The 11,886-nt window shown below is 66.1% G+C and carries 14 protein-coding genes and 1 pseudogene; 8 read left to right on the top strand and 7 right to left on the bottom strand.

Annotation, left to right across the window (positions count from 1 at the left end; all coding sequences use genetic code 11):
• Positions 1-11: 11 nt before the first annotated feature.
• Genes BLS74_RS06365 through BLS74_RS06355 form a run of 3 tightly spaced genes read right to left on the bottom strand, consistent with a single transcriptional unit; the run spans position 12 to position 2,360 of the window.
• Positions 12-860, bottom strand: coding sequence for a fumarylacetoacetate hydrolase family protein (locus tag BLS74_RS06365; protein WP_093103843.1), 849 nt, complete (start codon positions 858-860; stop codon positions 12-14).
• A gap of 22 nt (positions 861-882) precedes the next feature.
• Positions 883-1,629: an SDR family NAD(P)-dependent oxidoreductase gene (locus BLS74_RS06360; protein WP_093103842.1), complete on the bottom strand. Its 747-nt coding sequence runs from the start codon at positions 1,627-1,629 to the stop codon at positions 883-885.
• A complete protein-coding gene (locus tag BLS74_RS06355; RefSeq protein WP_093103840.1) occupies positions 1,626-2,360 on the bottom strand; it encodes an SDR family oxidoreductase in 735 nt (244 codons plus the stop codon). Before BLS74_RS06355 ends, BLS74_RS06360 begins: the two co-directional genes overlap by 4 nt.
• Positions 2,361-2,509: 149 nt before the next feature.
• Here BLS74_RS06355 and BLS74_RS06350 point away from each other — a divergent pair, with 149 nt between their 5' ends.
• From BLS74_RS06350 to BLS74_RS06340, 3 genes are read left to right on the top strand one after another with little or no spacing between them, the layout of a single operon-like run.
• On the top strand, positions 2,510-3,217 hold the full coding sequence (locus BLS74_RS06350; protein ID WP_093103839.1) for a FadR/GntR family transcriptional regulator: 708 nt from the start codon (positions 2,510-2,512) through the stop codon (positions 3,215-3,217).
• A gap of 19 nt (positions 3,218-3,236) precedes the next feature.
• The gene (locus BLS74_RS06345) at positions 3,237-4,763 is read left to right on the top strand and encodes a UxaA family hydrolase (protein WP_093103837.1); all 1,527 of its coding nucleotides are present in this window, start codon (positions 3,237-3,239) and stop codon (positions 4,761-4,763) included.
• A 17-nt stretch (positions 4,764-4,780) separates the two neighbouring features.
• Complete coding sequence (locus tag BLS74_RS06340; protein ID WP_093103836.1) at positions 4,781-5,839, top strand: malate/lactate/ureidoglycolate dehydrogenase; 1,059 nt, start codon at positions 4,781-4,783, stop codon at positions 5,837-5,839.
• A 50-nt stretch (positions 5,840-5,889) separates the two neighbouring features.
• Here the strand turns inward: BLS74_RS06340 and BLS74_RS06335 are convergent, their stop codons facing one another.
• A complete protein-coding gene (locus BLS74_RS06335; RefSeq protein WP_170855525.1) occupies positions 5,890-6,480 on the bottom strand; it encodes a hypothetical protein in 591 nt (196 codons plus the stop codon).
• 14 nt (positions 6,481-6,494) lie between these two features.
• Complete coding sequence (locus BLS74_RS06330) at positions 6,495-7,061, bottom strand: hypothetical protein (RefSeq protein ID WP_093103834.1); 567 nt, start codon at positions 7,059-7,061, stop codon at positions 6,495-6,497.
• A 266-nt stretch (positions 7,062-7,327) separates the two neighbouring features.
• Here BLS74_RS06330 and BLS74_RS06325 point away from each other — a divergent pair, with 266 nt between their 5' ends.
• The gene (locus BLS74_RS06325; protein ID WP_093103833.1) at positions 7,328-7,660 is read left to right on the top strand and encodes a hypothetical protein; all 333 of its coding nucleotides are present in this window, start codon (positions 7,328-7,330) and stop codon (positions 7,658-7,660) included.
• 19 nt (positions 7,661-7,679) lie between these two features.
• Here BLS74_RS06325 and BLS74_RS33740 read toward each other — a convergent pair whose 3' ends face one another.
• On the bottom strand, positions 7,680-8,123 hold the full coding sequence (locus tag BLS74_RS33740) for a hypothetical protein (RefSeq protein ID WP_170855524.1): 444 nt from the start codon (positions 8,121-8,123) through the stop codon (positions 7,680-7,682).
• On the opposite strand from BLS74_RS33740, the gene BLS74_RS06320 reads away from it, so the two are divergent.
• From BLS74_RS06320 to BLS74_RS06310, 3 genes and pseudogenes are all read left to right on the top strand, one after another.
• Entirely contained in the window at positions 8,080-9,138 is a 1,059-nt protein-coding gene (locus tag BLS74_RS06320; protein ID WP_170855523.1) for a hypothetical protein, read from the top strand. The two genes, BLS74_RS33740 and BLS74_RS06320, sit on opposite strands and share 44 nt — an antisense overlap.
• Before the next feature lie 114 nt (positions 9,139-9,252).
• Entirely contained in the window at positions 9,253-9,630 is a 378-nt protein-coding gene (locus BLS74_RS06315) for a response regulator (RefSeq protein ID WP_093103830.1), read from the top strand.
• A 112-nt stretch (positions 9,631-9,742) separates the two neighbouring features.
• Positions 9,743-10,723 (top strand): annotated as a pseudogene (locus tag BLS74_RS06310) (IS66 family transposase); the annotation flags it as partial.
• A 193-nt stretch (positions 10,724-10,916) separates the two neighbouring features.
• Here BLS74_RS06310 and BLS74_RS35030 read toward each other — a convergent pair.
• Entirely contained in the window at positions 10,917-11,006 is a 90-nt protein-coding gene (locus BLS74_RS35030) for a hypothetical protein (protein ID WP_244503781.1), read from the bottom strand.
• Positions 11,007-11,415: 409 nt separating this feature from the next.
• Between BLS74_RS35030 and BLS74_RS06300 the strand changes: the two genes are divergently transcribed.
• Positions 11,416-11,814, top strand: coding sequence for a nuclear transport factor 2 family protein (locus BLS74_RS06300; RefSeq protein ID WP_093103827.1), 399 nt, complete (start codon positions 11,416-11,418; stop codon positions 11,812-11,814).
• The last annotated feature ends 72 nt before the right edge of the window (positions 11,815-11,886 follow it).

The following is an 11,886-nucleotide window of genomic DNA, read 5'->3' as shown; positions in this document are numbered from 1 at the left end:
ACGGCAAACGACTACAGCTTGAACGCTACCACGTCCTGCCGCTGCTCCCCCAGGCCCTCGATGCCCAGCGTCATCACGTCACCCTTCTTCAAATAGAGCGGCGGCTTCATGCCGAGGCCGACGCCGGGCGGCGTGCCGGTGGTGATGACGTCGCCGGGCACAAGCGTCATGAACTGGCTCACGTAGCTCACGATCTTGGCGATGTTGAAGATCATGGTCTTCGTGTTGCCGGTCTGCATGCGCTTGCCGTTGAGGTCCAGCCACATCGAGAGCTTCTGCGGGTTGGGCACTTCGTCGCGCGTCACCAGCCAGGGGCCGATGGGGCCGAAGGTGTCGCAGCCCTTGCCCTTGTCCCAGGTGCCGCCGCGCTCGATCTGGTACTCGCGCTCGCTCACGTCGTTGATGACGCAGTAGCCGGCCACGTAGTCGAGCGCGCTCTTCTGCGAGACGTAGCGCGCCTGGGCGCCGATCACCACGCCGAGCTCCACCTCCCAGTCGCTCTTGACCGAGTTCTTGGGCAGCATGACCGGATCGTTCGGGCCCTGGATGCAGCTCGTGGCCTTCATGAAGACCACCGGCTCGGCCGGGATCGGCAGGCCCGACTCGGCCGCGTGGTCAGCGTAGTTGAGGCCGATGGCGATGAACTTGCCGACATCGGCGACCGGGCTGCCGTAGCGTGGCTTGCCCTTGACCAGCGGCAGCTTGTCGGTCTTCAGCTTGCGCAGCTTGGCCAGCGCGGCATCGCCCAGCTGCTTGGGGCCGATGTCCTCGACCACCGCGCTCAGGTCGCGCAGCAGACCCTTGTCGTCGATGAGGCCGGGCTTCTCCTTGCCGGGGTTGCCATAGCGAACGAGTTTCATGTGTGCCTTTCTTGTTGCGAGTTCAGTAAGTGGAGCGGCCGCCGGACAGGTCGAATACGGCGCCGGTGGAGAAGGAGCAATCTTCGGTGCAAAGCCAGCTCACCATCGCGGCGATCTCTTCCACCGTACCGAAGCGCCCCATCGGGATCTTCGAGAGCATGAAGGCGATGTGCTCGGGCGTCATCTGGTCGAAGATCGCGGTCTTCACCGCGGCCGGCGTCACGCAGTTGACGCGGATGCCGGTGTCGGCCAGCTCCTTGCCCAGTGACTTGGTGAGCGCGATCACGGCCGCCTTGCTCGCGCTGTAGGCGCTGGCGTTGGGATTGCCGTCCTTGCCCGCGACCGAGGCGATGTTGACGATGCGGCCATAACCCTGCTTGCGCATCTGCGGCACGACCTCGCGGCAGCAGAGAAAAACACCGTTGATGTTGACCTCCATCACCTCGCGCCATGCATCCACCGGATAGTCCCAGAGCCGGGTGTTGGGCCCGGTGATGCCGGCGCTGTTGACCAGCGCATCGATGCGCTTCGCCTGCGCCAGCGTGTCCGCCACGGCCTTCGCCACCGAGGGCCGCTGCGACACGTCGACCGCGAGCGCGAAGGCCTTGGCGCCGAGCGCCCAGGCCGCCTTGGTGACCGCTTCGCTGTCGCGGTCCCACAAGGTCACGCTGCCGCCGGAGGCGATGAGCCGCTGCGCGATGCCGTAGCCCAGGCCCGTCGCGCCGCCGGTGACGACTGCGTGCCGGCCGGCGAAATCGAGCTGGTTCATATGGTGATGCCGCCGTCGGCCGCGTAGGCCTGGCCGGTGACGAACTGCGATTCGTCGCTGGCGAGGAACACGACCAGCGGCGCGATCTCTTCTGCCTGCGCAAGCCGGCCCATCGGCTGACGCGCGATGAAAGCCTTGCGCGCTTCGACCGGGTCGGCATTGGCGTTGATGCGCTCGCCCAGCGAGGGCGTGTCCACCGTGCCGGGGCACACCGCATTGCAGCGGATGCCCTGCCCCACGTAGTCGGCCGCGACGCTCTTGGTGAGCCCCAGCACCGCGGCCTTGGTGGTGCCGTAGACGCAGCGGTTCGGCAGGCCCTTGATGCTCGAACACACGCTGGCCATGTTGATGATGCTGCCGCGGCCCTCGGCCAGCATGCCGGGCAGCACGGCCTGGATCAGCCAGAACTGGGCCCGCACGTTGAGCCGGAAGGCGAAGTCGAGGTCGTCGTCGGTGGCCTGCAGCGCGGCGCCGTTGTGCACCACGCCCGCGCAATTGAACAATATGTCGAGCGTGGGCAGGGTCTTGGTGAAGGCGTCGATCGCGGCTTTGTCGAGCACGTCGAGCGTGGCGGCCTGGATGTTGGCGACGCCTGCGTAGCGCACGAGCAGCTTCTCGTTGACGTCGGTGGCCCAGACCTGCGCGCCCTCGGCGGCGAGTGCGAGTGCGCTGGCATGGCCGATGCCCTGCCCGGCCGCGGTCACGAGCGCGGTCTTGCCCTTGAGTCTCATGGGGTTTCCTCGTTGGATCTGGGTCGAAAAAAGGGAAGCGATGCAGCGTTCAGGGTTTGGCCCGATGGCCGCATCGCGGCGAGAATCGTATTCTGAATTGGCCTTACCACTTGTCCAATTCAGGACAACCCTTAAACCCATTGACCCACGTGCCCCTGCAGACCGTCGAACCCAGACGCCTTTACCGCCAGATCGCCGACCAGCTGCGCGCGCTGATCGCCAAGGGCGAGTTCGCAGCCGGCGCACGCCTGCCTGCCGAACGCGACCTGGCCAAGCAGCTGGGCGTGAGCCGGCCCTCGGTGCGCGAGGCGCTGATCGCGCTCGAGGTCGAGGGCTGGGTCGAGGTGCGCACCGGCTCGGGCGTCTATGTGCTCGACCGCTCGCACCGCGCCGCGGCGCCCGTGGCCGCCACCGAATGGGGCCCGCTCGAATTGATCCGCGCGCGCCGCGTGGTCGAGGGCGAGACCGCGGCGATCGCGGCGGAGCTCGCCACGCGCAAGGATATCGATGCGATGACGCGCGCCATCGATCGCATGCGTGAGCTGGCCGACCGCAACCTGATGCCGCTCGATGGCGACCGCGCCTTCCACCTTGCGATCGTCGACTGCTGCGGCAACGTGGTGCTTTCCGAAACGGTGCAGGCCTTCTGGGATTCGCGCAAGGGGCCCATCTTCACCCGGCTGGGCGGCTACTTCGAGACCGTGAAATCGTGGCGCAGCGCCATCGCCGAGCACGAGGCGATCCGCGATGCGATCGCCGCGCGCGACGCCGACGCGGCGCGCCGCGCGATGCACGCGCACATGGACAAGTCGCACCAGCGATTCAGCGCGAGCTGGCGCCGCGCGAATGCCGCTTGATACTTCAAGGACACACACGATGAACCCCTTTATCCGCCTCCACCCCGCCGACGATGTCGTCATTGCGCGCGGCCAGCTGCTCGGCGGCACGCCGGTCGAAGGCGTCGCCGCGCGCGGCCTGATCCCGCCCGGCCACAAGATCGCCATTCGCGCCATCGCCCAGGGCGAGCCGGTGCGCCGCTACAACCAGATCATCGGCTTCGCGAGCAAGCCGATCGCGCCCGGCGAGCACGTGCACACGCACAACCTCGACATGGGCCCCGACAAGGGCCACTTCGACCGCGACTACGCCTACGGCGCCGACGTGAAGCCGCCGCCCGCGAGGCGCGAAGCCACCTTCATGGGCATCAAGCGCGCCGACGGCCGCGTAGCCACGCGCAACTACATCGGCGTGCTGACCAGCGTGAACTGCTCGGCCACCGCGGCGCGCGCCATTGCCGACCACTTCTCGCGCAAGACCAATCCGGCCGCACTCGCGGACTACCCCAACGTCGACGGCGTGGTCGCGCTCACGCACGGCACCGGCTGCGGCATGGACACCGGCGGGATGGGCATGCAGATCCTCGAACGCACGCTCACCGGCTACGCCACGCACGCCAACTTCGCGGCCGTGCTGGTGGTCGGCCTGGGCTGCGAGGCCAACCAGATCAACGCCTGGCTCGCGACCGGCAACCTCGCCGAGGGCGAGAACTTCCGCGTCTTCAACATCCAGGACACGGGCGGCACGCGCAAGACGGTGGAGAAAGGCGTGGCGCTCATCAACGAGATGCTGCCGCGCGCCAACGCGGTGAAGCGCGAGCCCTGCAGCGCGGCGCACATCACCATCGGCCTGCAGTGCGGCGGCTCGGACGGCTATTCGGGCATCAGCGCCAATCCGGCGCTGGGCGCCGCGGTCGACCTGCTGGTGGCGCACGGCGGCACCGCCATCCTGTCGGAAACGCCCGAGGTCTACGGCGCCGAACACCTGCTCACGCGCCGCGCGGTGAAGCGCGAAGTGGGCGAGAAGCTGGTCGAGCGCATCCGCTGGTGGGAGCACTACACCGAGATCAACGAGGGCGAGATGAACAACAACCCCTCGCCCGGCAACAAGGCCGGCGGGCTCACCACCATCCTCGAGAAATCGCTGGGCGCGGTGGCCAAGGGCGGCACCAGCAACCTCGAGGCGGTGTACGAATACGCCGAGCCGGTGACGGCGCACGGCTTCGTCTACATGGACACGCCGGGCTACGACCCGGTGAGCGCGACCGGCCAGGTCGCGGGCGGCGCCAACATGATCTGCTTCACCACCGGCCGCGGCTCGGCCTACGGCTGCGCGCCCTCGCCCTCGCTCAAGCTCGCGACCAACTCGGCGCTGTGGCAGCGGCAGGAAGAGGACATGGACATCAACTGCGGCGAGATCGTCGAAGGCACGGTGTCGATCCAGGAGATGGGGCAGCGCATCTTCGAGCTCGTGCTGGCCACGGCCTCGGGCGAGCAGAGCAAGAGCGAGAAGCACGGCTACGGGCAGAACGAATTCGTGCCGTGGCAAGTCGGCGCCGTGATGTAGCCGGATTGGAAATCTTCATGCCCCAAACACTTCAAGCATCCACCCTCCGCACCCAAGTCGCCGCCATCATCGCCGGCACCGGCAGCACGCCCGCCGAAGCCGAACAGGTCGCCGCCAACCTCGTGCTCGCCAACCTCAGCGGCCACGATTCGCATGGCGTGGGCATGGTCCCGCGCTATGTCGACGCCGCAGCCGAAGGCGGCCTCAAACCCAACGCCAGCGTCAAGATCAACCTCGACACCGGCCCCATGCTCGCTCTCGACGGCCAGCGCGGCTACGGCCAGATCGTCGGCGTGCAGGCGATGGAACTCGCCATCGCGCGCGCCGAGCAGCACGGCAGCTGCATCCTCTCGCTCGCCAACGCGCACCACCTGGGCCGCATCGGCCACTTCGCCGAGATGGCGACTGCGCAGGGCCTGGTGGCGATGCACTTCGTCAACGTGCTCTCGCGCCCCGTGGTCGCGCCCTGGGGCGGCGGCGACGGGCGCTTCGGCACCAACCCGTGCTGCATCGGCATACCGATCAAGGGCGCAGAGCCCTTCATCCTCGACTATGCGACCAGCCGCGTTGCGCAAGGCAAGATGCGCGTGGCCCACAACAAGGGCGAGCGCGTGCCGCCCGGCTACCTCATCGACGAACACGGCGCGCCCACCGACGACCCCGGCGTGGTCGTCGTGCCCCAGAGCAACGGCCTCTTCGGCGCGCTGATGACCTTCGGCGAACACAAGGGCTACGGCATGGCGGTGGCCTGCGAGCTGCTCGGCGGCGCGCTGACCGGCGGCGGCACATGGCACCGCCCCGCCGACACCGCACGCACGGTGCTCAACGGCATGCTGGCGATCGTGATCGACCCGGCCAAGCTTGGCACGCAGGCCAGCTTCGAAGAGGAGGCGAGCGCCTTCATCGCCTGGCTGCGCCAGAGCCCGGCAGGCCAGGGTTTCGACGCGGTGCAGATCGCCGGCGAACCCGAACGCAAGGCGCGTGCGGCGCGCGAGCGCGGGGGCATCTGGCTCGACGACGCGACCTGGGGCGAGATCGTCGCGGCCGGGGCGAAGGTGGGCGTGAGCCTCGGCTGAGGCAGCCGGAAGTCCGGCTCGCCGCCCAATCCTTCAGGCGCGACGCGCCTTCAGCGCAGCTTGTCGTTGGCCCTGATCTCGGCGCTCAGCTTGCTGGCGACATCCGTACCCGCACGGTTCGCCGCGAGGCTGAAGTTGCTCTTGAATTCGCTGAACTCCGCGTTGCCCGATCCGGCAGCACGCACACTGGCAACTTCCTGGCCGGACGCATCCGTGACCTTGCACGCGATCTCGCTGGTAAAGCGCGTCGGCGGCCAGGTGAACGGAGACGGCGATCCGGAGGTGGTCTTGATCTCGGGCGTGAAGACCAGCGCCACGCCCGATTCGCGCATCGCGTTGGCGTCGGCCACCGAACGGATCACGACGACGTCCGCATACACCGAGCGAAGCGCTTCGCGGATCGCCTTCTCCAGATCGCGATACGGGTAGTAGCTGACGCGGTCGCCGCCGCCGCCTTCGGTGGTCACTTCCTTGGCGCGGTCCGCATCGGTCATTGCATAGGCGACCTTCTTCTGGATCAACTGGGACTCGACGCGTTCCGGCGTCTTCTCGGCGCTGACCACGATGGGGTGGGCACAACCGGCGAGAACGGCAACGACCGCGGTCGCGGCACAAAGACGAACAAAACTGCGGATGGACATGGGATCTTTCTTTTTCACTTGCTGATGGCGGCGATGAACGCCGGGTCTGTGTACACCTCGCGCAGCAGCGCGCGCACGAGGTTCGGGTATTCGGCTTGGCCCTTCGGGATCGCCACCGCGCCCGCGAAGCTCGACTCGAAGCTCGTCTGCGCCGAATACACCTTGCGCAGCCTTTGCTTGCCGTCGCGGGCGACCGTCAGCTCGACGTCCATCAGCCCGGTGCCGGTCGATATGTTGGCCACGGCGATTTCGTTCTTCTGAATGACCGTGTCGATGCGCGTACGGGCGGCGGCGTCGTACAACGAGATTTCCTTCAGGTCGCCAACCAGCGCGTCTTCCAGGTACTTGGCGAAAGTGCCGCTGCCCGACCGAAAACCCGCGCCGCGCAGCGACAGGTTGTTGACGGCGTTGTTCGCGTCCGTGGGCTGCACGGTCGCCACGGCGACGCGCTCCGCCGGGACGCGCTTCAGGCGGTCGAGCGCTTCGTAGTCGCTGGAGTAAGGGGGTGCGATCAGTTGCGCGCAGCCGGTGGCTAGAAGCGCAGCCGTGCACATCGAGATCAGTCTCAGGCGTGATGCCATCTCTCGCTCTTTCTTCTGGTTGTTTGAGGAGCGGGAAATGTAACTTGTTGTACAGCAAAGGCCGCCGCGCCCTGAAACTGCCCCCCAGGTTTCGCAACCGTTCGTGAAATTTCTCTCTCAGGCGCCTCATGAACCGAGCGTCGGTCCCCTTCCCCCGAACGCGGGATGCCAAACGCGAAGGCGGCATTTCTGCCGCGGGGCTTCTTTTCTAGATTGCATGCACGCGCGTTTCATTCAGCGCGTGCCGATCGAAGGAAGGAAGCACCATGCCGTTCCAAAAAAATCGCCTTGCCACCGCTGCGCTCCTCGCCGCCTGCGCATGGGTCGCCACCGGCTGCGACATGACGCCCGGCGTGATCTACGTTGCCAACGGCGCCGACTTCAACGTGATGAGCCTGACCGATGCGCAGGACGTCTGCGACACCCCCGGCCGCGTGGCCTACCTGAGCTGGTGGGACTCGGCGACGCTGAAGGGCTGCTGGGTCCGCGAACGCGGTGAGATCGTCGCGCGCTTTCCGGGGATGGCGGAGCGGCGGATTCCTGTGGGGGACTTTCAGCGCACCGAGCTGGCGGGGTACAGGAATTTGACGCTGGACTGAGCGCCCGGCCATACATCCTTTAGTGGATGGCGCCCGCGGGCGCGCGGGTCATCATGCGGCCTGCGACCACTCTCGGAGCCGGCGGCATGGGTTTCATCGTTCTTCCCCCCGGCAGGTGGCAGGTGATCTGCGCGAGCAGCGCGGTCTTCGAGGTCGACAACGCGGCCAGCACCGCGGACAAGCAGCTCGACTTCGGCGAAGAAACCAAGCCGCCGCTGGTCGTCGACCTCGTCTCGGGCGCCATGCGCCAGCTGAAGGACGGCGAATCGTGGAACGCGGCGACCGACATCGCGGGAGCGCCGGTCTCGACCCCGCTCCCCGCCATCACGGTGGAAGCGGCGCGCGCCAGGTCGGCCACCGCGCCGGCCACGCGCGCACGCGAACGGTCGATGCGCCTCGCGCCCATGGTCGACGACGCGATGAAGCTGCTGCGCCATGCGGCATCGACCAAGAGCCCCGACATCGACGACGACCTGCGCAACGCCATCATCTCGACCCACGACCTCGTCGGCCGCCACGCGGCAACGCTCGAGGACGAGCAGAAGTTCTTCAAGGCCTACCAGGAACTGACCCGCAAGCTCGCGCCCGTGACCGCCGAAACGCTGCAGGCATCGATGCAGCGGCTGCCCCCGCTGTCGTCGCTGTTGCAGTTGCGCGGCAACTTCATGACCCGGATGTCGGGCATGACCTGGGGCCGCTTCATCCACGCGGTGCTTTTCGTCGTCGTGCTCATCATGGCCGCCCTGGCGCTGGGCCACCAGACCATCGGCAGCGCCGCGCTGGCGCGCCACAAGGCGCTGAGCGACGACATCACCAAGCTGGCCGACGACAGGGTGAAGCTGCAGGCCGCGATGTTCGACAAGCAGGCGCTGTCGGACAGGGACCGGTCGGAGCCCGGATCGCCTGCGGCACGTGCCCTTGCGAACGCGGTGCGGCAGGCCGGGGACGAACTGGTGGTGAAGGCCGACCAGAAGAAGCAGCTCGAATCCGAAAGAGACGGCATCCCGCCGACATTGGCCCGCTGGGAGCAGCGGCCGTGCAACACGTGGCTGCTGAAGGCGTGGCTGTGCCTGGACAGCGGCAATGGCAACGGCGGCAACGTCCGCAACGGCAACGGCAACGGCAACGGCACGACATCCGCCGCCGAAGTGCTCGACAGCGCCAGGACCACGCTGGACCGACTCAACCGCATCGTGCTGCCCCTGCTCTTCGGGCTGCTCGGCTCCTACTCTCACCTGCTGCGCAACATCAGCCTGGAGATTCGAGCCCAACAGTTTGCGCCGCACTCGTCACTGCACCACATCGCGCGGCTCTCGCTCGGCGCACTGGCCGGCATCGCATCGACCTGGCTGCTGACGCCGCAGCAGGTGGGGCTGTCGAGCAGTCTGCCGATATGGACGCTGGCGTTTGTGGCGGGGTACGGGACGGAGCTGGTGTTTGCGTTTATGGATCGGATTATTTTGGCGTTCAAGGCTTAAGCAGCTCGCAGCTGCCAGCAGGTGTTGGTCCCACAAGAAGTCGGGCAGCATGCCCACCCATCTCCTTGGGTGAGTCAGGCGCCATAGGCTCCCCTCTCTCCAATGCGTGCGCCTGTGGCAGCCGTCACTTATCTCGTTGAGGACAATGCGACCATCAGGGAAAACCTGATTCCTACGCTGCACGATCTTTCCAACTGCAGGGTCGTAGGGTTTGCCGAAGGCGAGCATGACGCGAGCGAGTGGCTCGACGGCCACAACGGCTGGGACTTGGCGGTGGTCGACCTCTTTCTCAAGGATGGGTCAGGGCTCGGTGTTCTGAAAGGGTGCGACCAGCGACAGCCGCACCAACGAGTGGTCATCCTCACGAACTACTGCACGGTCGACATCCGTGCGCGATGCATGGCTCTGGGTGCGGATGCCGTCTTCGACAAATCTACGGAACTGGACGGGTTTTTCAACTTCTGCAATGCGCCAAAAGATACCCCCATGTGACGCGCCTGGACTGCGCGAGCTGGAACTTCTCCGTGCGTTACCGCACGGACTCATCGCGCTTGAAGTCGTAGAAGAGAAGAACGAGAGTTCGGCGTTCGTCGAGATGAAGTACGCCGCGCTGCTCGCGCGCTTCGGCGGCAGCGACATCTCGCGCAACACGATGGCCGCGAGTATCGTGCGCGTGGGCCAGGCGGTGCAGCCGGTCATCAACCTGCTGCGCGACCTGGTGCTGGAAGCGCCGTTGATCTACGGGGATGAGACCACGATCCAGGTGCTGAAGGAGGCCGGCGGCAAAACCGCCCAGTCCAAGAGCTTCATGTGGGCGCAGATGACAGAGCGGTCGGGAGCCGCTGGCACCGGCCCGCCGATCCGGCTGTTCGCATACTCGCCGTCACGCAGCACCGACGCCGCGCAGCGCCTGTACGCGGGCGTGCGCGAAGGCAGCGTGTTGATGACGGACGGCTACGACGTGTACAACAAGATCGCGGTGGCGCACAAGCTGGTGCACGTGGGATGCTGGGCGCATTGCCGACGCTATTTCAACGATGCGCTGCAGGCACTGCCGAAGAACAGGCGCGGTGCGGATCAACTGGCCGCGCGGTTCATCGAGTTGATCGCGCGACTCTACGGCGTCGAGGCCCAAGCTCGCGAGCAGAAGCTCGACGCAGCTGCCCTGAAGCAACTGCGCCAACAGCACAGCGTTGCGGTGCTGGGTGCGATCGAAGCCTTGCTGCTGGCCAACTTGCATGCGGTGCTGCCCGAGAGCCTGCTGGGCAAGGCGCTGCACTACCTGTCCTCGCAGTGGGCCAAGCTGAAGCTCTTCGTCGAAGACGGCAATTACCCGATCGACAACAACCCCTGTGAGAATTCGATCCGCCCCTTTGTGGTCGGGCGCCGGAATTGGTTATTCGCGGACACGGTGGCCGGGGCCAATGCGAGCGCGAACTTGTACTCGCTGCTGCAGACCTGCAAGGTCAACGGCATCGACGGGTATCGGTACCTGCGAGCGTTGCTCGTCGCGCTGCCTCGTGCCAAGACCGCTGACGACTACGAAGCCTTGCTGCCCTGGAACATCTCGCTCTCAGACACCTGAGAAACGCCGGCCGCTGGCCCTCAGCTCACACTGTCGGCCGTCCATCACATCTCCTCAATTCACGCAAGGGACGCGGTTAGATGACCGCATACGTTCAATCTCGGCGCCGACACAGCGAATCGCTCAAGCGCCCCTTGTCCATGGATGTTCCGCACCGTCCATCAGCTTCTTCACGCGCGACCTCGACCGGCGCTCATGCAGTGCCCCTGCATTTGGGAAACGCGGCGCATCCCCAGAAAGATTCGCCCACATGCGCGCCCTTCCTCGCGGTCCTTCGCACCATGTGCCCCGCGCATCGTGGGCATACAGGCGTTGCCGATGCGCTGCTGGTGTCCGTCGCTTCAGGCTGGGGCTTTGCTTCAGCAATCCATGAGCGCTCGTCGAGCCCTGCTCCACGCGCCGATCGGATCAACTCGAAGAGCACATCGCCACCCAAATCAACTTGGCATTGCGTCCCTTGGCGAACTCGCGCGCCGTGAATCGCCCCGACGTCACGACGAACCCACCACCCGCGGCGCCGCCCGATGTGACCTGCGGCCTGGTCACTATCTCGGCCGCGATTCGAACAGCCCATGCATGCGCAAGGAAGTAGCTCACCGGTGCCAGCGCAACGCTTAACCGCAGCGCGGCGTTGCATGTTGCGCATGTAGTACTAAACTATTCGCCCCTTTCAACCCACAAGGAGACGCGCCATGGGTACCCCCACCGAGATTGCGAAGCAAGGCTACGCAGCGTTCGCCAGCCGCGATATTCCTGCGCTCCTCGAGCTCCTTGCAGATGATGTGGAATGGCGATTCCTGGGCAGTCCGGAAACCGGTACGCCCTATGGCGGAACCTGCAAGGGCAAGCAGCAGGTGGCCGAATTCTTCGGAAAGCTCGCGCAGGCCGATGAGATCCAGGAGTTCGAGCCTCGCGAGTTCCTCGAAGGGCCCAACCACGTGACGGTCCTCGGCCGCGTAAAAAGCAGGGCGCTCCCGGATGGCAAGATGCACGAGTCCGAATGGGTGCAGGTCTTTACGTGGAAGGACGACACCAAGATCAGCCGCTGGATTGGGACGGGGGACACGGCCGCCAGACTCAACTCGAAGTAGCCGGGCATCGACAAAAATTGTTACCGGAGTTGTTACTTTCGACCGACGCGGTTACAACCCTGGCTTTGCCTG

It is taken from the genome of Variovorax sp. CF079 (assembly GCF_900101545.1).
Classification (GTDB): domain Bacteria; phylum Pseudomonadota; class Gammaproteobacteria; order Burkholderiales; family Burkholderiaceae_C; genus Variovorax.
The sequence above is the reverse complement of the archived record's forward strand: the minus strand, read 5'-3'. Positions and strand labels throughout refer to the sequence as shown.

Coding starts and splice junctions, on each gene's coding strand:
- BLS74_RS06365 (WP_093103843.1), bottom strand. CDS start 860: ATGAAACTCGTTCGCTATGGCAACCCCGGCAAGGAGAAGCCCGGCCTC.
- BLS74_RS06360 (WP_093103842.1), bottom strand. CDS start 1,629: ATGAACCAGCTCGATTTCGCCGGCCGGCACGCAGTCGTCACCGGCGGC.
- BLS74_RS06355 (WP_093103840.1), bottom strand. CDS start 2,360: ATGAGACTCAAGGGCAAGACCGCGCTCGTGACCGCGGCCGGGCAGGGC.
- BLS74_RS06345 (WP_093103837.1), top strand. CDS start 3,237: ATGAACCCCTTTATCCGCCTCCACCCCGCCGACGATGTCGTCATTGCG.
- BLS74_RS06340 (WP_093103836.1), top strand. CDS start 4,781: ATGCCCCAAACACTTCAAGCATCCACCCTCCGCACCCAAGTCGCCGCC.
- BLS74_RS06335 (WP_170855525.1), bottom strand. CDS start 6,480: ATGTCCATCCGCAGTTTTGTTCGTCTTTGTGCCGCGACCGCGGTCGTT.
- BLS74_RS06330 (WP_093103834.1), bottom strand. CDS start 7,061: ATGGCATCACGCCTGAGACTGATCTCGATGTGCACGGCTGCGCTTCTA.
- BLS74_RS06325 (WP_093103833.1), top strand. CDS start 7,328: ATGCCGTTCCAAAAAAATCGCCTTGCCACCGCTGCGCTCCTCGCCGCC.
- BLS74_RS06320 (WP_170855523.1), top strand. CDS start 8,080: ATGAAGCTGCTGCGCCATGCGGCATCGACCAAGAGCCCCGACATCGAC.
- BLS74_RS33740 (WP_170855524.1), bottom strand. CDS start 8,123: ATGTCGGGGCTCTTGGTCGATGCCGCATGGCGCAGCAGCTTCATCGCG.
- BLS74_RS35030 (WP_244503781.1), bottom strand. CDS start 11,006: ATGGTGCGAAGGACCGCGAGGAAGGGCGCGCATGTGGGCGAATCTTTC.
- BLS74_RS06300 (WP_093103827.1), top strand. CDS start 11,416: ATGGGTACCCCCACCGAGATTGCGAAGCAAGGCTACGCAGCGTTCGCC.